This window comes from Microcoleus vaginatus PCC 9802, from assembly GCA_022701275.1.
GTDB classification, from domain to species: domain Bacteria; phylum Cyanobacteriota; class Cyanobacteriia; order Cyanobacteriales; family Microcoleaceae; genus Microcoleus; species Microcoleus vaginatus_A.
In genome coordinates this window covers 6,125,740-6,149,327 of sequence record CP031740.1, presented here as the reverse complement: position 1 = coordinate 6,149,327, position 23,588 = coordinate 6,125,740, and the positions used below count along the sequence as shown (strand labels likewise).

Here is a 23,588-nt window from a genome sequence, read left to right as displayed (position 1 = left end):
ATTCCCCAGTCAGCGGATCTGTAACGAACTGGCGCGTCAAGGGTGTTATGGCAGCATTTGGTGATTTTTGTCGCGAATCCCATAAAAAAGAGTGAACACATCATGAAACAGCAATTATTGACAAAAGTTTTGGCGACAACAGCGATCGCCCTCACCGGCTTAACGGTTGCTTCTCAACCTAGTTACGGTCGGCGAGCACAGGGGGAAAGTGGATTTTGGTGCAGTACCTCGACCGGTGCGCCGGTGACGGTGTACCAAAACGCTCAAGGTGCCGTAGAGCCTTGGATTGAGTGGACTTCCGATTATTTCTCCGGTTCTGGTTACGATCCGGCAACTCGGTGTCAATTAGTGAGTCAACGCCTCGAAACCTATCGCCGCCGACGAATGCTTAAGTACATTACTGCGGGCCAAATGAACGGCCAGAACGTCATCTGCACGGCGAATCAAGTCAATGGGCGGTGTCAAAATTTGATTTATACCCTCAGACCCGGCCAAGACCCGATCGGCTCTTTGTATAATTTGTTGGCTTGGCGCCAAGGATATGTCGGGATGCCGTCTTTTGATGAAACCAGTAAAATTCCTTACATTGATGTGAGAGAAAAGCTAGGGGAAAACACTGCCGATGAGGCCCAACTGCCCCCTTTTCCCCACCGTTCGGACAGCCTTAAAGATTGGCAAATTTTCCATCCCATCACCAATTCCAAGGATTGAGGTGGAAAACTTGGCGCATCAAACAGCGGTACGCATCCCGACGGGAATATCTTCTGGTTCTGGGACGATCGTCCGGCAGCAGGGCCAAACCTATACGGTGCTGACTAACTGGCACGTTGTGGCGATCGGACAAGGGTCACCGACGACGGCCTCCTCCACCCACTGCTAGGAGTTCTGAGGCGGCTGGGCAATACCGATGGGGCGATCGTTCAGTTTCGCAGCGCGAGCGAGTATAAAATAGCACTATTCAGCCTTGAGCCTGGAGCCGTGTCTGATCCCGTGCTGGCAGCCGCCTTTCCTGCGGGTGCTGAGGTTGGGGCTTTAGCGCTGACGCCGGGCTTCGTTTCGGTGCTGCTACCCAAATCTTTTCCTCAAGGAGCTTGGGCTATACAAATGAGGTTAAAATCGGTACGAGTGGCGGCCCGATTTTTAATGCCAAAGGTTTCTTGGTTGGGATTAACGGTAGGGGCAAGTATCGAGATCCAAATTTTGGCGTCTATGCTTTTGAAGATGGAAGTGAACCAAGAGCGGAATTATTGGAGAAAATGGTTAAATCCAGTTGGGGAATTCCGATTAGTATATATTTGCAGTTCGCCTCGTTTCATCTAGGGAGTTATCGATGAATGTGTGGAGTTTGCGGTTTGACGCGCTGACAATCATCTTGACAGGTGCATTAACAGTGACGGCGCTTGTCAGCCAACAATATGCTGCCTGTGCCAAAACAGCCGAAGAAATTGCCCAGCTAGCGACGTTGACAACTGTGGAAGTCAACAATACGCTGGGTTTTTTGGCTAGTGGATCGGGAGTAATTATTGCCAAACAGGGTAATATTTACACTGTTCTGACAGCTAATCATGTGGTGGCAAGCCTCGCTCAAAAATACAGCATTCGCACTCATTTGGAGAAGGATTATGCTGCGATTAGAATACAGCGCCTCCCGAAAAATGACCGGGATATAGACTTGGCTTTGATACAGTTTCAGAGCCGAGAACAGTATCCAGTAGCACCAATGGGCGAGTCGGAACGTGCTGTTGTTGGTTCTGCTATTTACGTTTCTGGCTATCCGCTGCCAATTTCGGGATTTGAACGAAAACTTGAGTTTACTGCTGGTATCATCTCTTCTCGCTTGGGCAGCGCCTCATCGGGGTATCGTCTGCGCTACCAAGCTGTAACCAGGCGCGGGATGAGCGGGGGGCCTGTATTTGATGCTGATGGCAGGGTGGTAGGAATTCACGGCCAGGGGGATACTGTTGGCACAATTAGGAGTCAGTGGAACGGTCAGATTGAGGAGATAAAAACGGGGTTGAACGCGGCAATCCCGATCGATGCTTTTAAAGAGTTGCTATCACAAAATAAGCATAACGGCTTTGATATTCTCAGCAATCTTTCTCTCAGCAGCGCCTCGGGTCAAAACCAACCGAATCGGGGTTATGGAGGATTTGTGTGCGATACCTCGACGGGCGAGCCGGTGACTGTGTATCAAAATCCGCAAGGGTTCAGGGAGCCTTGGATTCGCTGGAATTCTAATTTCTTTTCTAGTTCGGGCTACGATCCTCTAACTCGCTGCCAACAAGTGACTCAGCGCCTTGAAAATTATAACCGAAATAAACAGCTAAATTATGTCACGGTGGGTATTGTAAATAACCAGAAAGCGATTTGCACGACTAGCCGCGTTAATGGGCCTTGCGAAGGTTTGATCTACACGCTGCGCCGCGATCAAGACCCGACTCCTGCACTTAGCAGTTTTTTTGTTTGGCTGGGGAATCAAAAGGCTGTGCCTTCTCTTTCTGAAAGCGGTACTGTGCTTTATATCGATGTCCGGGAACGGCTGGAACAATTTTAGATTTGGGATTTGAGATGGATTAGTAATGGGTAAACACAGAACCCCGACTTTTTGCATAAGTCGGGGTTCTCAAACAACTACTTATTAGCTTAAAAATTGAGATATTTTACTTATTTATTATTGACATAATAGAACTAATGATTTTTTGGAACACGGAAGCTATAAAATTACTCTTACATTAATCCAATTCAAATTTTTTAGGTATCAAGCATGACAGCAACTACCCCGCAGGCAACGTCAGCAACGCCCGCTTTTTGCGAAGGCATTCAACATTTTGCTGAAACAGTCCCTGGTTTTGAGACTTATGGGAAAGCACCTGCGATCGCCGAGGGGAGCAAGTCGATCGCCGATCCTGCCGATCCAGCAGCCATCTTTCAAACGATGCTGGGAGCAGACGCCCTGCGCTACCTGACGCTGCAAGTTACCGCTAGCAAGGCATCGGGACATCCGGGGGGTTTTGCTAGCCAAGCTGAAGCTTATGCCGCTTTGGTGATGCTCGGACACAAGAACATTGTCACCGAAGTCGGCCATCACGCGCCGGGATTTTACAGCGCCATGTTTCTCGATCGATCTTTGGAGGATATGGGAATTGTTAACGTGCAGCAAATGCGCGATAAATTCCGAGAAAAAGACGGTTTGTTAGGACATCTTTCCGGTTTCATTCCCGGCCTTTTAGCACCGGCGGGTCCCCTCGGACAAGGGCAGCATTTCGCAATGGCAGGAGCGCTTTTACACCGCGAAAAACTCTTTGCTTTCACAATAGGCGACGGCGGCATGGGCGAACCCTATCCGATGAGCAGCATGGGGCATTTCCACACTGCTTATCCCAGCGTTACGAACTTTTTGCCTGTGTTGGTTTGGAACGGATATTCTCAGGAACATCACAGCATGGTTTCCACTAAAACTAATGCTGAAATGATTGCTTATTGGCAAGGCAACGGTTTTGAAGAAGTTATCTTAGTTGATGCTAAGGAATTTGACGATAAAAATCAACCGGAAGATTATGTTGACAGCACTGCTTTTTCGCTCGAACAGCGCATGGCATTTACCAAAGCTGTTTTACAAGGAGTTGACAAAGCGGCAAAATCTGCTCTCGGCGGCAAATTAACTGTGTTTATTATCAAACAGTTGAAAGGTGCCGGCGTCCACGCGCGCGGAGCAAAATCTCACAACCTTTATCCGAAAGATACGCTGGATGCTCCGCACATTATCAGTGCTTTAAAAGAGCGCGCTTTGACTGCTGCTGCTTGGGAGTTGGTGCGGACAAATTGCGAGCGTGCGGGCGGCGGGCCGGCGGCGAAAACAGTTGTTACTGAGTTTACATTGCCGCTGGCAGATTTAGGCGAATTGCCTTTGGAAGAATTTGCAGTTGGGGGAGAACCGAAGATTTCGACAACAGCAATGGGGGTTTTGGTAGGGAAAGTTGGCGAGCGCGATCGTACTTTTATTGTCACTAATGCTGACGGCAATGAAGCATCGGCAATTGCCAATATCAACCAAGCTCTCAAGATTATTCACCCGACGACAGATGACCTGTACAATCAATCGCCAAACGGCCAAGTTTACGAACCTTTGAGCGAAGATGCTTGCGCTGGTTTAGCGGTAGGTTTATCGCTATTCGGAGCGCGGAGTTTGTGGTGTTCCTACGAATCTTTTGCCATCAACGGTTTACCAATTTGGCAAACTGTAACCCAAGCAATGGCAGAATTGCGCCGTCCAACTCCCGCAACTGTCACCTTATTTACAGCGGGTGCATTGGAGCAAGGCCGCAACGGTTGGACGCACCAGCGGCCGGAAATTGAGGCTTATTTTGCGGCGATGATGCGGAACGGAAATGTGTTTCCTTTGTTTCCACCGGATGCTAACAGTATTCAAGCTTGTTACGAGTGGGCTTTGGCTGCTAAAAATAAGGGAGTTGTGATTACTGCGAGCAAGTCGCCACTGCCGATTCGCACTACTTTTGAACAGACTCGCCAAGGTTTGCAAGACGGTGCAATAGTGCTGCACGAAGTCGATTCCCCCCAAGCTCCCCACAATCAAGGGGGGAGCAAGAAAGTTGTGTTTGCAGTTGTCGGCGACATGACGTTAATGCCAGTGTTTGAAGCGGCGGCATTTTTGGAAACAGAAGGGATTGGAGTGCGGATTGTTTCTATTGTGAATCCCCGGCGTTTGTATCGTGCTAGCGATGTTGCTTGGGATACTTGTTCGGAAGCTGACGGCGGCTTTTTGAGCGATGAGAAATTTGCCGAATTGTTTGGCGGAGATGCCTTGATTGGCGTGACAGGCGGTGCTTCGGGGATGTTGGAACCTGTGATGCTACGGAGCAATTGCAAGCGGGATACTTTCGCTTGGAAGCGGGGGGAAACTACTGCTAGTGCTGGTCAGTTGATGGCGTTTAACGGGTTGACTGCTGAGGCGTTGACTAAAAGAGCGATCGAGCTAGTTCATTAAGTTAGAATGTGAGTGAATGCCCCTGCCTGGTTTGTGCTGGGTAGGGGCTAGTAATATTTAAAATAGGATGGTGATACCTATGACAGCAAAAATTTTAGAAGAAATAGGTACGCTTGCAGAACAGCGATTGATTCTCCCCGGTTATTATACTTGGGAGCAATTTGAGGCGATCGAATCTTTGATGGCCGACTCTTCTGGTTTGCGGATAACTTATCTTGATGGGTGGATCGAGTTTATGACACTGGGCGAAGCACATGAGACAATCAGTTGTATTCTTAATTTTTTGCTACAACTCTACTTTTGTGAAATGGGAATTGAATATATTCCTGTAGGTAGTGCGACTCGCAGAGACCGGGCCAGAGATGTATCATTTGAACCAGACGAGTCTTATTATATAGGTTCAAGAAAAGAGCATCCCGATCTAGCCGTGGAGGTAACGATGACTAGCGGTAGCACCAATAAACTAGCTAAATATCTGCGACTTCGCATTCCAGAAGTTTGGTTTTGGGAAAATAATCGGCTTTCTGTTTATGGGCTGCGCGAGGATAATTATGAGCAAATTTTAAGAAGTGAGTTGCTGCCGGAATTGGATTTAGAATTACTGGTACGTTGCGTTTTAATGCCTTCAAGGATTGAGGCAAGGACGGAGTTTCTTAATGGGGTTCGGCAAGTGGGTTGAATGCTGAGGAGTTGGTAAAAAGTGTGATCGTCTACGAGGGCTTCGCTAACGGCTTGATTGGTTAAGCTAAAATGTGACAGACAACCATTTGCTCTCACAAACAACCTTTGCGCGATCGGCTCCAACGATTGGTTAGACTTGTAGGTGTAAAGTTACTAAGCTCAGAAATAGGAAAATTTATAGCTTTTATAGGAAATCTTTTAGAATCGGAATTCTTCCTATCTCTCTTCTCGACTTCTGCGTGAATCTGCGTCACTCCATTATCATCTGCGGTTAATAAATTCTCTTTTTTTAACCGCAGATACAGGCAGATAAACACAGATTAACGCAGATTAATTATATCAATTCCGGTTGCACCGTCAGTGATTTTTGACGGTTGACTAGATTTGACGCCCGACGATGCTACCGGATTTGATAGGATACGATCCTAGAGCTATACGTGCAGCTTAAACCTAATTCTGAAAAGATAATTTATTCTGAATTTTTTCCTAATTGGCTATTAAATAAGTTTGCTTTGTGAGCTGGGAATGTAGCGAGAGTGGTAGAGGCTTTGCTGCGAGGGGACATCACTATTGTGTGAAATATCTGTCTTAATTTTATTCATTTTTTTTCCCGCAAGCCATCAACCAAAAACTCATCATCGATCGATCGCCCGCAGCTACAAACTCATCCCGCGAAACCAGATAGCTTTCTATTTCAGACTCGGAAATCAACCCTTGTTTGACCATTTGCAAAATGGGCCCGGAGTCCAGCAAAGGTTCAAACGCTTCAATTCCAATTAAATCGCTGTGGCTGACAACGGCTTCTAAATCAACGCTAACAAACCCAGCTTCTTGGAGAATGCGGCACAGATTTCGCCCGACGGATAAATTGCCGCCCCGCGATGCCATTACCTGCTTGAATTTCTCCCTGACAATCTCGACTGACCAAGGTGGATTTGTCAGCCAAAACAGATCGGCATCGCTATCAATAATCACCAGTTTGCCGCCCGGTTTCAAGATGCGGAATATTTCTCTAGCTGCTGCGACGGGCTCGGGAAGGTGAACGAACAGCAAACGGGCGATCGCAAAGTCCAACGTGTTATCATCCAAACCAGTATCCGCCACCGATGCTTGAATGCGATTTACTCGATCGCCCCCTTTGTCCTGCAAATATGCTACTGCTTTTTCGTGCAGTACCGGGTCGATTTCTACCGCTGTTACCGAACTGTTTGGCAGCAATTCTAACAGTTTTTCAGTGAAAAATCCCGGCCCGCTACCCGCTTCCAAAACATTCATCCCGTCAGCTAAACCGAACCAAGTTAAATTGCGCGCCTCCTTTTCCCAACTGAGGAGAACTTGACCTTTTAACCGCTGGATTTCTGCGTCAAGTTCCAGATTGTACGTGCTGGCTTGATACGAACCTTCTGCTGCCATAAAATCATCCTTTTTCCTGCTGGGACACCTAGATTATAATAGAACTGCGCTTTAGCGCAATTCTCATTGCGGACATCCCCAACGCCAGTTGGCGGACAGATGCAGGACGGGAGCCAGGTAATTCCTCTATTGTAAGAAGATGACCGAGACGATTTTAGATTTGGGATTTTGAATGAGAATTTCAGCGGTTTAAAGCCCCTAGTTTCAACTAGGTCACAAATCGAAAATCGTAAATTCCCAATCTAAAATGGGTTGACGGATTACCTAAACTGACGATGTTGTGTGGTAACGAATCAATTATGCCCCAGACTTTACCTCAACCAGAGAAACGAACATTTTTAGTCGTGGATGACCATGCGATGGTGTTAGGTGGCACGCTTAACATTCTGAAGCAAGAATATCCAGAGGCAGACATTCTGACTGCTCCGACGGCTCAGGCAGCGCTTGAGCAAATAGCGCAGACGACCCCGGATTTGGTGATTGTGGATTTGGTAATGCCAGAGACGACCGGCGAAACAGCTCAAGCGAATTCAGGGCTTCAACTCCTCAAAACGTTGATGGAGCAGTATCCGAGTCTGAATATTGTGGTGCAGAGTGCCCATGTTCGGACTTTAGTTTGGCTGAAACCGTCGATCGACAATCACATGGGCGGCTTCACAGTTGTCGATAAGAGCCAGCCGACGAAAGACTTACTAGCAATGGTTGATTGGGCGCTGCACGAGCGGATTTATACACCCAGAGAGATCCGCAATGGGCTGCAACTCAAACCCGCCTGGCTGCAGGTGTTGCAATTTGCTTTTCAAGAGAGCTTGCAGGATACTGCGATCGCCAAACGGATGAATGTTTCTGAACGCACTGTGCAGTGTTACTGGACTAAGATTCGAGATGTGCTAGAGGTGTATGCTCATAATGATAAGAATCTGCGGATTCAAACGGAAGTGCGAGCTAGGGAACAAGGATTGATTGATTAGTGAAGCGCGATCGATGGCAAGCAGTGAAAGCGGGTGTCACGACTTGGGGACGAGGAGCGCTTCCAGGGGTGATGGTGATTGGCGCTGTGACGATCGCTCGATTGACCGGTTCGCTTCAGTTTTTGGAGTTGGTGACGTTCGATCGATTTCTGCTGCTGCGTCCTCCTGAGCCAATGGATGAAAGGACTGTAATCGTAAGTATCACCGAGGAAGATATTCAACGCGCCAAAACTTATCCGATTCCCGATCGTGAAATTTCTGAACTTGTCAAATCTTTGCAGACGTATCAACCGATCGCGATCGGGCTGGATATTGTACGCGATATTCCGGTTGAGCCGGGTAATGCTGAACTAACATCGGTGTTTCGCAGCAGCAAGAATACGATCGGAGTGGAGATTGCTCTGCCCGATCGCAGTGGCTTTACCGTGGCACCTCCGCCCGCGCTGCCATCGGAACAGGTTGGCTTTGCAGATGCCGTTCTCGATGCGGATGGCTACCAGCGCCGCAGTTTATTGGGCGCTCACAACTCCCAGCAGGAATACCGTTTTTCGTTGGCGATCCGGCTGGCAGAACGCTATTTAGCAGCCCGAGGAATTGAGTTTGGTAATGGAATTCGCGACCCAGACGCGAAGCGCTTTGGCAGCATTGAATTGACCAGAGTGCAGTCAAACTCTGGCGGATATGTGGGGGCGGATGCTGGCGGCAACCAGATTTTACTCAATGTTCGCAGCGGGACAATGCCGTTTCGCGTGCTTTCTCTCTCGCAAATCAAATCGGGACAGGTGAACCCGGATTGGATTCGAGGCAGGATTGTGCTGATAGGGATGATGTCTTTTAGCGCGAAGGATTTGGCAAGTTCAGGTGCGATCCTTGGCATCAATCCGGGACGGATTTACGGAGTCGAAATCCAGGCACACGCCACTAGCCAGATCGTTAGTGCGGTGCTCGATAGCCGATCGTTGCTTCGGGTTTGGGCAGACGCATGGGAATATCTCTGGATTGTGGCATGGGGACTTTTGGGGATAAGTCTGGGGCGGTTTTTGCGATCGCCCTGGAAAATTTTGTTGGGGCTCTTAGTCGCCAGTGTCAGCTCGATCGCGCTCTGTTACTGGCTGATTCTTTTGGGATGGTGGGTGCCGATCGTACCTGTATTGTTGGTGCTGGTGTTGAATGGGGCTGGCTTGATGGCAGCGTTATTTTATCGCCACGAACAGGAACTCCGACTGCGGTTGGAGGAACGTCAGTTTGCGATCGAGCAGACCTTTAATGCAATTCATAGCGGCCCGTTACAAACATTGGTTGGGATTTTGAGAACTGCTCAAGAACAAGCCACACCGCCGTTATTTCTACCGGAGTTGCAACGCTTGAATGAAGAATTGCGGGCAGTTTACGGCTCTGTGCAACGAGACGCGATCGCGGATGAACCGCATCTCCGCATGGGAAGTGCGATCGAATTGGCCCTGCAGGCTCCATTGCATGAATTGCTCTACAAGGTCTATTCCAACACGCTCGAACAAGAATTGCCCTACCTCAAAACCATCAAATTCAAAATTGTGCAGTTCGATCCCTTGAACACCTCGCATCTGCGGTTGGAACACAAGCGAGCACTCTGCCGCTTTCTAGAAGAAGCGCTCTGCAATGTCGGCAAACACGCGATCGAAGCCACTCGCTTGACTGTAATTTGCACTCAAGAAGGCGATCGGCAGGTGATTCGGGTGGCGGATAATGGTAGGGGGAAACAGTCTCAGTCAGAAACGCTTAGCTTGGCTGAAATCGAGCGAGACAGGGAAATAACCGAAGATCCAAACCCTAAACTTCAACCTTCAGGATTAGGAACCCAGCTTGCAAAGAACTTAGCCAAACAGTTAGGCGGAGCATTTCGGCGCTACCCGAATCAACCGAAGGGGACAGTGTGCGAGTTAACCTGGCCAGCAAAACGGCGGTGGTTCTGGTAATTGGTTGGGTTCACCCTTGTCAAATCGGAGCTAATTGAGATGAGATATTGCACCATTTTCAATAAGGCGTTTATGAACGGGCAGGATGCCCGTTCCACAAGAAATTCACTCTTTGTGGAACGGGCAGGATGCCCGTTCTTGAGAATGGTCCAAGAGCTTAGATATCACGATCGACAACACGGCAACTCTGGATAGGGCAATGCCCATTAGTGTCAACTTAAGCTGTCAGTCCACCCAGTCCTCCCGCCCACCCAGCAGTCCGCCAGGGAATGAATTCCCTGTCTCAGAGCGAAAGTCCTCTCAAAGAGGACTGAAGAACTCATTAGTCGTCTGAAGACGACTTTAGCTTTGAGGCAGGGGTTTAAACCCCTGCCGGACTGCCGGACTGAGGGTTTGCCCTTAAGCTGATACCAATATCTTTGCACCTTCCCGCAAACTAAGCTTGCGGAGAGTCCTCTATTGTGTTTGTGTATTCGTGATTACTCTAGAAGATAGTTACAGATGAGGATTCAGATGATGACTCACGAGTTGAAGCGTCGAACCGTTTACTCTGCCGGCATTGCGAGTTTAATGCTGAGTGTTTCGTTCTGGATCGCTCCTGTAGCGCTGGCAAAATATACTCCTCCTGAAAACCCTTCTAAACCGAAAGACACCGGGACGAATACCACTCGCGGCGGCAGTTGCGAAGCTAATTCATCGGCGAGATTGACTGTCTTGGTGCCGTTTAGCCATGTGGGAGAGACGATTTCTGGGCATCCGACCTTTACCTGGTTTGTACCCGATCGCACTCCTCGTCCGCTGCAATTGAGGCTGTTTACTCGCACGGGACAACTGCTCTACAGAACCGAGATGCAGAGTCAGCAAGGGATTATGTCGGTTGCTTTGCCCTCAAATCTGCCCCAACTGTCGATCGGGCAATCCTATCAGTGGCAAGTGGTGTTGGTGTGCGATCCGAATGTTCCTTCGAGCAATGTGGTGGCCGCGGCAGAAATCCAAGTCGTTGGGCCTGCGGCGTCGTTGCAGACTCAACTTGCAGCGGCGCAAACTCCCCAACAGCGGATCGACCTGTATGCGGAGTCTGGGCTGTGGTATGACGCGATCGCCGAAGCGCGCAAAGCCTCTGAGACTTCTCAAAACCAAGCGGCTGTGCTGGAATTGCTAGATGCTCTTGCTAGTTCGGAAGCCGAACCTTTGAAAGACTGGAGCGATCAATTGCGGCAAATTAGGGCGATCGAACAACAACGCCAACTCCCGCAACCCAAACCCTAAAATCCCATGCAGCCTTTCTCGCTAACACTGTTTAAATCCAGTAATCGTAAAGTGCGATCGCGCTTCCTCTTTCCCCTCGCCTTTTGCCTGTTGTCTGTTGCCTTTTACATTCCTCGGCACTCTCAACTCCCGGTTGTTGCTCAGGCGATCGATGCCCGTCAAGCAGAGGGCGATCGGCTCTTGCAGCAGGGCAACCAACAGTATCAGACCGGCCAATTCCCAGCAGCGTTGAATTCCTGGCAACAGGCACTGCAAATTTATCGCGCCCTCAAAAACCGCCCAGGGGAGGGTTTGGCACTGAGCCTTTTGGGACTCGCTTACCACTCTCTGGGCAACTACGCCAAAGTCATTGAGTATGGGCAGCAGACTTTAACCATTGCCCGCGAAATTAAAAACCGCCCTGGGGAAGGTGGAACACTGAAGGATTTGGGAGTCGCTTACCTCTTTCTGGGCGACTATGCCAAAGCCATTGAGTATTCACAGCAGAGTTTAGCCATCGCCCGCGAAATTAAAGACCGCCGTGGGGAAGGTAAGGCACTGGGCCTTTTGGGACTCGCTTACGGCTCTCTGGGCAACTCGGCCAAAGCCATTGAGTATTCACAGCAGAGTTTAGCCATCGCCCGCGAAATTAAAGACCGCCAAGGGGAGGGTTTTGCACTAGGTTTTTTGGTAAATGCTTACGGCTCTCTGGGCAACTATACCCAAGCCATTGAGTATTCACAGCAACTGTTAGCGATCGCCCGCGAAATTAAAGACCGCCAAAGGGAAGGGAATGCACTGGGCAATTTGGGAGTCGCTTACCTCAAGCTGGGTAACTATACCAAAGCCATTGAGTATTCACAGCAGGGTTTAGCCATCGCTCGCGAAATTAAAGACCGCGACGGGGAGGGTAGGGCACTGGGCAATTTGGGAGCCGTTTACCTCTATCTGGGCAACTATGGCAAAGCCATTGAGTATTCACAGCAACTGTTAGTGATCGCTCGCGAAATTAAAAACCGCCAAAGTGAAGGTGCAGCACTGGGGAATTTGGGAGTTGCTTACAACTCTCTGGGCAACTATGGCAAAGCCATTGAGTATTCACAGCTCAGTTTAGTCATCGCCCGCGAAATTAAAGACCGCCGAAGTGAAGGTATGGTACTGGGCAATTTGGGAGTTGCTTACAACTCTCTGGGCAACTATGGCAAAGCCATTGAGTATTCACAGCTCAGTTTAGTCATCGCCCGCGAAATTAAAGACCGCCGAAGTGAAGGGAATGCACTGGGCAATTTGGGAATCGCTTACCGCTCTTTGGGCAACTATGCCAAAGCCATTGAGTATGTACAGCAGAGTTTAGCCATCGCCCGCGAAATTAAAGACCGCAGTGGGGAGGGTGGGGCACTGGGCAATTTGGGAGTCGCTTACTACTATCTGGGTAACTATACCAAAGCCATTGAGTATTCACAGCAGGGTTTAGCCATCGCCCGCGAAATTAAAGACCGCCAAAGGGAAGGGAATGCACTGGGCAATTTGGGAAGTGCTTACCACTCTCTGGGCAACTATGGCAAAGCCATTGAGTATTCACGGCAATTTTTAGCGATCGCCCGCGAAATTAAAGACCGCCAAAGTGAAGGTAGGGCACTGGGCAATTTGGGAGCCGATTACTTCAATCTGGGCAAATCGGCCCAAGCCATTGAGTATGTACAGCAATATTTAGCGATCACTAGCGAAATTAAAGACCGCCAGAGGGAGGGTATGGCACTGCGCATTTTGGGAGCCGTTTACCTCTATCTAGGCAACTATCCGAAAGCCATTGAGTATTCACAGCAGGGTTTAGCCATCGCCCGCGAAATTAAAGACCGCCAAGAAGAAGGTGTGGCACTCAACAACCTCGGAGAAGCGTTCTTAAAGGCTGGCAGCCTAACAGAAGCTGAAAAGATGCTCGTCAATGCCATTCAAGTTTGGGAATCGATGCGTCAAATGCTCGGCTCCAACGACGCGAATAAAGTCTCCATCTTTGAAGGACAAGCTCGTACCTATCGGACTTTACAACTAGTCCGGGTGGCTCAGAATAACCCGATCGCCGCGTTAGAAATTGCGGAACGGGGACGTGCTCGTGCCTTTGTCGATCTACTCACACAACGCTTATCATCTGATTCTGCCAATCCGGTTATCGCCACTGCTCCCAATCAGGATCAAATCGCACAAATCGCCAAAGCACAGAATGCCACTTTGGTGCAGTATTCCATCATCTACGACGAGTTCGAGATTCAGGGCAAGCAAGTAGGACGTGAATCCGCACTCTACATCTGGGTGATTCAACCTACGGGCGAAATTACCTTCCGTCAAGTCGATCTCAAACCCCTCTGGCAGAAACACAACGCCTCTCTAGCCAGCTTGATCGTTGGCAATCAAGAATTCCTGGCTGTCCGCAGTCGCAGCAGTCTTGGCTCTACCCAACCCCAACCCGACTTACCGACACTGCATCAACTGCTGATCGAGCCCATTGCCAGCCTCCTACCCAAAGACCCCAATGCCCACGTCATTTTCATTCCTCAACGATCGCTTTTCCAGGTGCCGTTTCCCGCCCTGCAAGATGCCAACGGCACTTACTTAATCGAAAAACACACCATTCTCACCGCCCCTTCGATTCAAGTATTGGATTTGACTCGACAACAACGACAGAAGCTAGCACAGAAGCAATCCCACAGCGGCAGGGCTCTAGTATTGGGCAATCCTACGATGCCTAGTGTGTCTGCCTATCCGGGAGAGCCCAAGCAGCAATTGTCTCCTCTACCTGGGGCCGAAGCTGAAGCGATCGCGATCGCCCCTCTGCTCAATACTCAAGCCATCACAGGCGCACAAGGGACAAAAGCTGCGATCGTTCAAAAAATGCCCCAAGCATCGATTATTCACTTAGCAACGCATGGATTGCTGGACGATGTGCATGGATTGGGAAGTGCGATCGCCCTGGCTCCCTCTGGTAGTGATGACGGCTTATTGACCGCAGAAGAGATTTTCGACATGAAACTGCAAGCAAATTTAGTCGTTTTGAGTGCCTGCAACACTGGAGAAGGCAGAATTACCGGAGATGGGGTGATTGGCTTGTCGCGCGCTTTGATTTCGGCAGGAGTGCCCAGCGTGATTGTTTCTTTATGGGCGGTTCCCGATGCGCCGACATCGGAATTGATGCAGGCATTTTATCAAAACCTTCAGAAGAATCCGAATAAAGCACAGGCACTTCGGCAGGCAATGTTAACCACGATGAAAACTCATCCCCAGCCGCGAAATTGGGCAGCTTTCACGTTAATTGGGGAGGCAGAGTAAGTTTTTATTAATAGCGAATTGGCTCAAGGTTTTTCTCCTAAATTTTCTCCTAAATTATATCAATTCCGGTTGTACCGGAATGATAGAGCAGACGGCAGTGCGGTTTCCCTACCCCAAATAACATTGTAGGGAAACCGCACTGCCGTCTCCTTTTCGGATACTAATAATTCCGATGCAACGAGATCGGGGAGGCAGAGTAAACTTCTATGAAGGTCGATCGCCTGTGGCAGATTGAGGCGATCGCACGACGACGGCAGAAAGAGCGATCAGGCTAATTCTCTAAATTCCAACTCTAGAATCCTATGTTGTATTCCCCATTTAAGCGGCTCAAATCAACCCACTCTAGGCTCACTAATGTTTTCCTAGCTTCCATTTCCCTGTTCCTGCTTGCCACTATCCCCCTATTAACTACTCCTGACTCTCTCTTCCCAGCGATCGCTCAAACTACCGATGCTCGTGAAGCAGAGGGCGATCGGCTGATGGAGCAGGGGATTCAACAGCTTGAGACTAGGCAATTCCCAGCAGCGCTGAATTCCTGGCAAGAGGCACTGCAAATTTATCGCACCATCAAAAACCGCCAAAGTGAAGGTTTTGCACTAGGCATTTTGGGAAGTGTTTATCACTCTCTGGGCAACTTGGCCAAAGCCATTGAGTATTCACAGCAACAGTTAGCGATCGCCCGCGAAATTAAAGACCGCCAAAGTGAAGGTTTTGCACTGGGCAATTTGGGAGCCTCTTACCACTCTCTGGGCAACTCTGCCAAAGCCATTGAGTATACACAGCAGAGTTTAGCCATTGCACGCGAAATTAAAGATCGCCCAGAGGAGGGTAATGCACTCGGCAATTTGGGAGCCTCTTACCACTCTCTGGGCAACTCTGCCAAAGCCATTGAGTATACACAGCAGAGTTTAGCCATTGCACGCGAAATTAAAAACCGCCAAGGGGAGGGTGATGCACTTGGCAATTTGGGACTCGCTTACCTCTTTCTGGGCAACTCGGCCAAAGCCATTGAGTATACACAGCAGAGTTTAGCCATCGCCCGCGAAATTAAAAACCGCCAAGGGGAGGGTAATGCACTGGGGAATTTGGGAGTCGCTTACCGCTCTCTGGGCAACTCGGCCAAAGCCATTGAGTATACACAGCAGAGGTTAGCCATCGCCCGTGAAATTAAAGACCGCAAAGGGGAGGGTATAGCACTGGGGAATTTGGGAGCCGCTTACATCTCTCTGGGCAACTCGGCCAAAGCCATTGAGTATTCACAGCAGAGTTTAGCCATCGCCCGCGAAATTAAACACCGCCTCAATGAAGGTAGGGCATTGGCCAATTTAGCAGGTGCTTACATCAATCTGGGCAACTATACCAAAGCCATTGAGTATACACAGCAGAGTTTAGCCATCGCCCGCGAAACTCAAAATCACCTTGGAGAGGTTGGGATACTGGGCAATTTGGGACTCGCTTACCTCTCTCTGGGCAACTTGGCCAAAGCCATTGAGTATACACAGCAGAGTTTAGCCATCGCCCGCGAAATTAAGAACCGCCAGGGGGAAGGTGCGGCGCTCAACAACCTCGGAGCGACATTCTTTAAGGCTGGCAATTCCACAGAAGCTGAGAAAATGCTCGTGAATGCGATTCAAGTTTGGGAATCGATGCGGCAAATGGTCGGCTCCAACGACGCGAATAAAGTCTCCATCTTTGAAGGACAAGCTCGCACCTATCGGAGTTTACAAGAAGTTCGGGTGGCTCAGAATAACCCCAATGCCGCCTTAGAAATTGCCGAACGGGGACGTGCTCGTGCCTTTGTCGATCTACTGACACAGCGCTTATCAACAGGTGATGCCAATTCGGTCATCGCCTCTGCTCCCGATGGGGAGCAAATCCGACAAATCGCCAAAGCGCAGAACGCCACTTTGGTGCAGTATTCCATCATCTACAACGACTTTCAGATTGAGGGCAAACAAGTAGGGCGAGAATCCGCGCTCTACATCTGGGTGATTAAACCCACGGGCGAAATTACCTTCCACCAAGTTGACCTCCAACCCCTGTGGCAAAAACATAACGCCTCTCTAGCCAGCTTGATCGTTGGCAATCAAGAATTCCTGGCTGTCCGCAGTCGCAGCAGTCTTGGCTCTACCCAACCCCAACCCGACTTACCGACACTGCATCAACTGCTGATCGAGCCCATTGCCAGCCTCCTACCCAAAGACCCCAATGCCCACGTCATTTTCATTCCTCAACGATCGCTTTTCCAGGTGCCGTTTCCCGCCCTGCAAGATGCCAACGGCACTTACTTAATCGAAAAACACACCATTCTCACCGCCCCTTCGATTCAAGTATTGGATTTGACTCGACAACAACGACAGAAGCTAGCACAGAAGCAATCCCACAGCGGCAGGGCTCTAGTATTGGGCAATCCTACGATGCCTAGTGTGTCTGCCTATCCGGGAGAGCCCAAGCAGCAATTGTCTCCTCTACCTGGGGCCGAAGCTGAAGCGATCGCGATCGCCCCTCTGCTCAATACTCAAGCCATCACAGGCGCACAAGGGACAAAAGCTGCGATCGTTCAAAAAATGCCCCAAGCATCGATTATTCACTTAGCAACGCATGGATTGCTGGACGATGTGCATGGATTGGGAAGTGCGATCGCCCTGGCTCCCTCTGGTAGTGATGACGGCTTATTGACCGCAGAAGAGATTTTCGACATGAAACTGCAAGCAAATTTAGTCGTTTTGAGTGCCTGCAACACTGGAGAAGGCAGGATTACCGGGGATGGGGTGATTGGTTTGTCGCGCGCTTTGATTTCGGCCGGAGTGCCGAGTGTGATTGTTTCTTTATGGGCGGTTCCCGATGCGCCGACATCGGAATTGATGCAGTCGTTTTATCAAAACTTGCAAAATAATCCCGACAAAGCACAGGCATTGCGGCAAGCAATGTTAACTACGATGAAAACTCATCCTGGGCCGCGAAATTGGGCGGCATTTACTTTAATTGGGGAGGCAGAGTAAGGACGATCGCTCTAATCTGCTTGTCGCGATCGATCTGATATATGTTGTGCATTGAAATTGTATATTTCAATCCCATATCAAAAATTGTCAAATCCTCTCCCCGTCTCCCCCTCTTCCCCTCTAATACCATAGACAATCTAGATGCACGACAGCTTACTGCCCCTATCGCGAAACTGGCGGTAGCAAAACTTCTGCTTCCTTCTCGATTTTAGCTTCCTCCAAAACCGGCTCTAAAACCGGAGAAGGAATCGGCACTTCTTCAACTACCTGATGCTTTTCCAAAGTCAAGCGAGACTGCGACGAACCAGACAATCTTTTCAACAATTTCGGTGTCGGATCGTACAGCAAATAAATAATTTGATCGCCTGCTTGCCAAATCTGAGTCGCCGACACTACTTGCAAGTATCCTTGCCTTTCCAGCAGCAGCGGCGCCAACTCCCCGGCTTGAACCAAAGCTTGCAAGTGAGCAATCTGAAACTGCAATCCCTCTGTTTTTAACTCAGTTTCCCCCAATTTCACTTCGCCGTCGCTCAAATATTCGTTCCAATCCTTCAGCGACAAATCCGAGACAAAAGCTTGATTGATTTTAGTCGGATTTGCAGGCGTATTTGCTTGCGGATCTTTGGGGAATATGGCCAAAACCCTCGGCGGTGCAAACTCTTCGGCTGCTCGCTGAGCTAACACTAAGTTTACCTCGCCGTTGTTAGTCATTGCCAAAAAAGTTCCCATCGAATCGAGTCCGGCTTCTTCTAACACGCTGTGGTCGAGAGCACTGCTCAAAAACACCCGCAAACCTTCTCGTTCTGCTTGTGCACAAGCTTCCGGGTCGGTGTCAATAATTGCTACAGATTCTCCGCGTTCTTGAAACAAGCGAGCAATTAATCTGCTTAAAGGATTTGACCCCACAATTGCAGCACCGGTTGCGGATTTTGAGGTGATGCCCAAAAGTTGAGCGATCCGTCCGGCCGTTAGTCCCTGGACGAAAACTGTCATAATAATTGTTAGGAAAACTAAGGCTTTAATCGAGTCGCCGCCGTTGATTCCCCGCTGGGTGAGCAAAATTGCAAATAAAGATGCGATCGACGCTGAGACAATTCCCCTCGGCGCTACCCAACAAACAAATAATTTCTGCCGCCAATTCAGTCCGCTGTTCCAAGTACACAGCCAAACGTTGATCGGGCGCACTACCCACATTAAAGCTAAAACTGTAAACAAACTTCCCCAACCGAGGGCGACCACACTAGCGAGCGATAAATCGGCCGCCAGCAGCACGAATAGCATCGAAATAGCCAGGACTGTCAGTTGGCCTTTAAACCTCCTCAGTAGCCTTTCTTCCGGCACAGCAGCGGCTCTGAGGACGATGCCGGATAGGACTGTTGCCAGCAGTCCCGATTCGCTGCGGATTTCTTCGGCTAAGCCGAAAAACCCCCACAAACCGGCTAAAACTACTAAGTTTTTGAGGTCTTCTGAGAGAAATTGCGATCGCTTGAGAATGAATCCCAGCAGCCAACCTCCCGCAACCCCGATGGCTGTGCCAACGAAGAGTCGCACGATTAAATCTCGGAACAAAACCAGCAAATCAGGATTGCCGTTCAAAATAATATTCAGCACCAATACTGCCAGAATTGCCCCGACAGGATCGATTAAAACGCCTTCTGCTTCTAGCAAGGCGGCGACTTGTTTGTCAACAGATACTTGTTTGAGTAAAGGGCCGATTACTGTCGGGCCTGTGACGACTACTAGAGAAGCATACAAAAATGCGATCGGCCAGGGAAATTCCCCCAACCAGTGTGCGGCCATTCCGCCGCCAATGAGCGTAATTAAAGTGCCTACGGTAACTAAATTGCGGATGCTGCCGGAAAGTTTTCCTAAATCTCGCAATTCCAAATTCAAGCCGCCTTCAAACAGAATTAACGCTACGCAAAGCGATACCATAACTTCCAAACCGCTGCCCAGGAGATTCGGGTGCAGCACTCCGAAGCAGTCTGGGCCGGCTAAAATTCCAAACAACAGCAAAAAGACGATCGCCGGAACTTTCAGATAAGCGGCGAGAACTTGAGCGCTGATGCCACAGATGACGGTCATGACCATCAACAGGGTGATGTTAAAGGGGATTTCCATAGATATAATTGTTACAGGCTGCCCGCTTAGTTTTCAATGTTCGATCGCGGGTAATAGGAGTGCAGGCGCTATTTTCGGCGCAGCTTACAAACTCGGCACGGCCCTGCATTTTTCCCAATTAGATTAAAAAACCTTGATAGTCGGTATAACTTTATCAGATAATTCTCTTGGCGTCAAAGATGGCAGTAAGCTGTAGCTAAGCGAGAGAGTCTCTGTTATGTTCGAGAGTCAGATGGGGATGCGGGCACAGAGGAAGAGGATTTGACGAATTTTGATGGGGAGTTAATCTCCAATCTCAAATAGCAAGATTTGCTAGCTTTTCCATTATAGAGCGGTCAAACCCCCAGATTCATTTGTGGAGTCAATCTCCTATCTAAAAAACTCTAAAATCGCACGATTCATCTGTAGAGTCTATCTAAAATCTAAAATCAATCATCGATTGGCATTCTGCCACCTGCCAAAAAACTCGGATAGAATTGCCGGCGAAATTCGCCCTTCCAGCCAATCTAAAGCCTGGTTTTGGTTGGGTGCGGCCCGATAAAATTTGCACGCATCTATCAGCCGAATCGGAGAATTAGTGACAATAGATTGAGAGCGCCATTTTTGTGCAAACTCAGTAATAATAGCCGGAGAAATTTGTTTTTGCAGCCAATCTAAAGCTTGGTCTTGTTGTGCTAAACCGCGATAAAATTTGCCGACATCTATCAATCGCAAATTACTGTCTGGAGGTAAGGTAGTTGCCCGCCATTTTTGAGCAAATTCCCCTAAAACAGAGGTAGGAACCTGACTTTGCAGCCAAATTAAGGCAGTATCTTGGCTAGCGCTAGCTTTATAAGACGAGAATACCTGAGTCAGCCGCACGCCTGATATGGGAGCGGGAGTCGGCGGCGGGGCGGGTGTCGGCGCTGGAGGGGGGACAACTACTTTGGGAGATTTTCGCATCAAAGCGGCCCAAGTTTTGAGGGTTGCAATGCCATCTGGATTGAAACCTTGAGATTTCTGAAACGAGATGAGGGCCGCTGTGGTGGTGGCTCCAAATTTACCATCCATCGCGCCTTGATAAAAACCTTTAATTCTTAATTCCCTCTGGATGTCTGCAACTTTATAATTTTGAGCGCCTTCTCGGACGCTTTCAAAAATATTGGTGTCTACATTGCCCGAGACGCCGGACACGCTGCCGCTGTCGCTGTACTGCCAAAAAGTCCAAGTTTTCCAGCCGCCGGGCACCCAAGGTTCCTCAGCAGTGGTATAGTGAGCAATCCACAGTGGGTAATCGGCAAACCGTTTTGTCCCCAGGTTGTCCCAGAAACCGGGGTAGGTGTAGATAATCGGCCGCATCAAGGTGGCTTTTTCGACGGCTTCTAGCCAAATTGCGGCTCGATCGCACAATTGAGTCGTACTCAAACCGCCTGTAGTTTCCACATCCAAGACTGGTGGCAAATCCCCCGGTTCGAGTTTTACAGTTTTCAAGAACAAATCTATTTGTCCTTGAATGCTGCTTGCAGGTCGAAAAAAGTGGTAAGCACCGCGTTGAATCCCCGCCGCTTTCATCGCCGCCCAATTGCGAGCGAAACTTTGGGCAACGAACGTTGCGCCCTCGGTCGATTTGACAAAACTGAAGGTAATACCATCCCGGGCAACTGCTTGCCAATTGACATTGGGCTGGTAGTCGGAAACATCTATACCGCGAATACTCATATTACGAAGAGTTGAGAAAAGCTGGTTTGCTCTGAAGCAGCGACTCGATTAAGGGTACATTAAATTGTAATGCTAAGTCGCTAAGTGTTTTTTTTGCAGGGGAGATAGTGCAAATGAACTTCGATCGAATAGAGCCCGGCCCTGGTGAAGAGTCTGTTTGGGATTACCCGCGCCCCCCTCGCCTTGAGGAATCGACCAAACACGTACAGATAATTTTTAATGGAGTGACGATCGCAGACACGCGCCGCCCTCAGCGGGTATTGGAGACAAGCCACCCTCCTGTTTATTATATCTCCCCCGATGACATCAAAATGGAATATTTGCACAAAACTTTACGGGGTTCTTGGTGCGAGTGGAAGGGACAAGCCGGTTATTACACTGTGACGGTGGGAGAAAAGGAAGTAGTAAATGCTGCTTGGTTTTATCCCAATCCCACCCAAGTTTTTGAGGCTGTTAAAGATTATGTGGCTTTTTATCCGAGCAAGATGGATGCCTGTTATGTGGACGGGGAATTAGTGCAATCTCAACCAGGGGATTTTTACGGCGGCTGGATTACCAAAGATATTGTCGGCCCGTTTAAGGGAGGGCCAGGAACTTGGGGGTGGTGAGGGAAGGTTGAGTTTTGAGTTTTGAGTTGAGAACAGGGGGAGAAACCACGTTTTTTTTACGCCCAACCTCGTTACAGCCTCGACCCAGGTTTAAAAACCTGGTTTCTTGACTTTGTGTACACCGTCAATGAGTTGAGGACTGCCGCTGAAATCGTTTTTTTTACGACGCAAAAAACCAACAGTAAAAAATCGAGTAATAATTCAATAAATCTATAATTAAGTGAGGATGAATCAATGCAAGGCAATGCACGCAGGGCATAAACTAACGCATGATCTTATCCCCTTAAATATATAGTGTAGTAAAAATACAGCCCATGATCCGAAATAAATACTAAGATAAGTTAATAGTTGAGACTAGCTTTGTTGCTGCTTTATTGTTTATTCGGATCTGCGCTGTGTCTGTTGAATTTATCCCGCCATCTAACTCGCCCGAAAAACTACCAAAAAATCTATCTTTAGAGTCTACTCTTAAGGATCTGGCTGTATTAAATTTTCAAGTTGAAGCTTCATCCCTAGCCAAAGAAGTAGCCCGGTTTTTTCAAGCTCACCCGCTGCTTCCGGGAGTTATCTTGACCGTAAAAGGCGAATTTTTAGGGATGATATCGCGCCGGCGATTTATGGAACGCATGAGCCGCCCTTACGGACTAGATACATTTGCTGGCAGACCCATTATGGCTTTGTATCAAATAGCTCAAACTGATATTTTGATTTTACCAGGAGTAGCCTTAATTGTCGTGGCAGCTCATCGAGCCATGCAGCGGCAGCCCGAACTGCTTTACGACCCGATTGTTGTGCAGTTAGAACCTCAAGTTTACCGACTGTTAGACGTGCATCAAGTATTGGTAGCTTTATCCCAAATTCACCAACAAGCTACTGGGTATATTAGGGAACTGTATTACAATTTAGCGGTCACACAAGCCGAGTTAGAAGCAGCTAATTCTCAATTACAATCAGCTAATTCCGAATTGTATCGCCTTGCCAACTCAGATGGGTTAACTCAGGTGGCGAACCGCCGCTGTTTTAACGAATACTTAGAGAAAAAATGGCAAGAATTGGGAGAAGCAGCAGCAGAAATATCTTTAATTTTATGCGATGTTGACTTTTTTAAGAAATACAACGATACTTACGGACATCAGGCGGGAGATGCTTGCTTGCAGCAGGTAGCCCAAGCTATTTTGGAAGCCGTAAATTACTCGGCAGGCGAAGTTGCGGGTGAGACTCTGGTAGCCCGTTACGGAGGCGAAGAATTTGCAGTGATTTTGCCTCGGACTTCACCTGAAATAGCTGTCTGGATTGCAGAGAAAATTCGAGTGTGGATCAAAGAACTAAAAATTGAACACGCTAATTCGGAGGTGTGTTCTCTCGTGACGCTGAGTTTGGGGGTAGCGAGTACGTTCCCTCGATCGTCCGCAGCACAAAAAAACTTGATTGCAGCGGCAGACCGCGCGCTTTATCAAGCTAAAGACCTAGGGCGCGATCGAGTAATTTTAGATTTTAGATTTTAGATTTTAGATTGGAAAAAGTTATCCACGGATTTATCCGTGGGCTTGTTTAATGGTTTC

General features: G+C 48.8%; 14 protein-coding genes and 1 pseudogene. 12 read left to right on the top strand and 3 right to left on the bottom strand.

Going from position 1 to position 23,588, the window contains the following annotated elements; translation table 11 throughout:
* Window positions 1-60 precede the first annotated feature (60 nt).
* The 5 genes from D0A34_25400 (at window position 61) to D0A34_25380 (ending at window position 5,684) form a co-directional block, all read left to right on the top strand.
* Entirely contained in the window at window positions 61-711 is a 651-nt protein-coding gene (locus D0A34_25400; protein ID UNU22464.1) for a hypothetical protein, read from the top strand.
* 267 nt (window positions 712-978) lie between these two features.
* Window positions 979-1,320 (top strand): hypothetical protein, encoded by a 342-nt coding sequence (locus D0A34_25395; GenBank protein ID UNU21732.1) that lies wholly within the window; start codon window positions 979-981, stop codon window positions 1,318-1,320.
* A gap of 10 nt (window positions 1,321-1,330) precedes the next feature.
* Window positions 1,331-2,554, top strand: coding sequence for a peptidase S1 (locus D0A34_25390; GenBank protein UNU21731.1), 1,224 nt, complete (start codon window positions 1,331-1,333; stop codon window positions 2,552-2,554).
* Between the two features lie 210 nt (window positions 2,555-2,764).
* Window positions 2,765-5,005: a phosphoketolase gene (locus D0A34_25385; GenBank protein ID UNU21730.1), complete on the top strand. Its 2,241-nt coding sequence runs from the start codon at window positions 2,765-2,767 to the stop codon at window positions 5,003-5,005.
* Window positions 5,006-5,084: 79 nt separating this feature from the next.
* Window positions 5,085-5,684, top strand: a complete 600-nt coding sequence (locus D0A34_25380; GenBank protein UNU21729.1) for a Uma2 family endonuclease — start codon at window positions 5,085-5,087, stop codon at window positions 5,682-5,684.
* Window positions 5,685-6,280: 596 nt separating this feature from the next.
* Here the strand turns inward: D0A34_25380 and D0A34_25375 are convergent.
* Window positions 6,281-7,099, bottom strand: a complete 819-nt coding sequence (locus D0A34_25375) for a class I SAM-dependent methyltransferase (protein UNU21728.1) — start codon at window positions 7,097-7,099, stop codon at window positions 6,281-6,283.
* Between the two features lie 299 nt (window positions 7,100-7,398).
* Between D0A34_25375 and D0A34_25370 the strand changes: the two genes are divergently transcribed.
* The 5 genes and pseudogenes from D0A34_25370 (at window position 7,399) to D0A34_25350 (ending at window position 17,599) form a co-directional block, all read left to right on the top strand.
* A complete protein-coding gene (locus D0A34_25370; protein UNU21727.1) occupies window positions 7,399-8,070 on the top strand; it encodes a DNA-binding response regulator in 672 nt (223 codons plus the stop codon).
* 71 nt (window positions 8,071-8,141) lie between these two features.
* On the top strand, window positions 8,142-10,025 hold the full coding sequence (locus tag D0A34_25365; GenBank protein ID UNU22463.1) for a CHASE2 domain-containing protein: 1,884 nt from the start codon (window positions 8,142-8,144) through the stop codon (window positions 10,023-10,025).
* A gap of 501 nt (window positions 10,026-10,526) precedes the next feature.
* Window positions 10,527-11,294 (top strand): DUF928 domain-containing protein, encoded by a 768-nt coding sequence (locus tag D0A34_25360; protein UNU21726.1) that lies wholly within the window; start codon window positions 10,527-10,529, stop codon window positions 11,292-11,294.
* Between the two features lie 156 nt (window positions 11,295-11,450).
* A pseudogene (locus D0A34_25355) lies at window positions 11,451-14,597 on the top strand (CHAT domain-containing protein).
* A 302-nt stretch (window positions 14,598-14,899) separates the two neighbouring features.
* Window positions 14,900-17,599, top strand: coding sequence for a CHAT domain-containing protein (locus D0A34_25350; GenBank protein UNU21725.1), 2,700 nt, complete (start codon window positions 14,900-14,902; stop codon window positions 17,597-17,599).
* A 162-nt stretch (window positions 17,600-17,761) separates the two neighbouring features.
* Here D0A34_25350 and D0A34_25345 read toward each other — a convergent pair whose 3' ends face one another.
* Complete coding sequence (locus D0A34_25345; GenBank protein UNU21724.1) at window positions 17,762-19,720, bottom strand: sodium:proton antiporter; 1,959 nt, start codon at window positions 19,718-19,720, stop codon at window positions 17,762-17,764.
* A gap of 432 nt (window positions 19,721-20,152) precedes the next feature.
* Complete coding sequence (locus tag D0A34_25340; GenBank protein UNU21723.1) at window positions 20,153-21,418, bottom strand: hydrolase; 1,266 nt, start codon at window positions 21,416-21,418, stop codon at window positions 20,153-20,155.
* A gap of 113 nt (window positions 21,419-21,531) precedes the next feature.
* Here D0A34_25340 and D0A34_25335 point away from each other — a divergent pair, with 113 nt between their 5' ends.
* Together D0A34_25335 and D0A34_25330 are read left to right on the top strand one after the other, a co-directional pair.
* Entirely contained in the window at window positions 21,532-22,026 is a 495-nt protein-coding gene (locus D0A34_25335; GenBank protein UNU21722.1) for a DUF427 domain-containing protein, read from the top strand.
* 344 nt (window positions 22,027-22,370) lie between these two features.
* Window positions 22,371-23,531, top strand: coding sequence for a diguanylate cyclase (locus D0A34_25330; GenBank protein ID UNU21721.1), 1,161 nt, complete (start codon window positions 22,371-22,373; stop codon window positions 23,529-23,531).
* The last annotated feature ends 57 nt before the right edge of the window (window positions 23,532-23,588 follow it).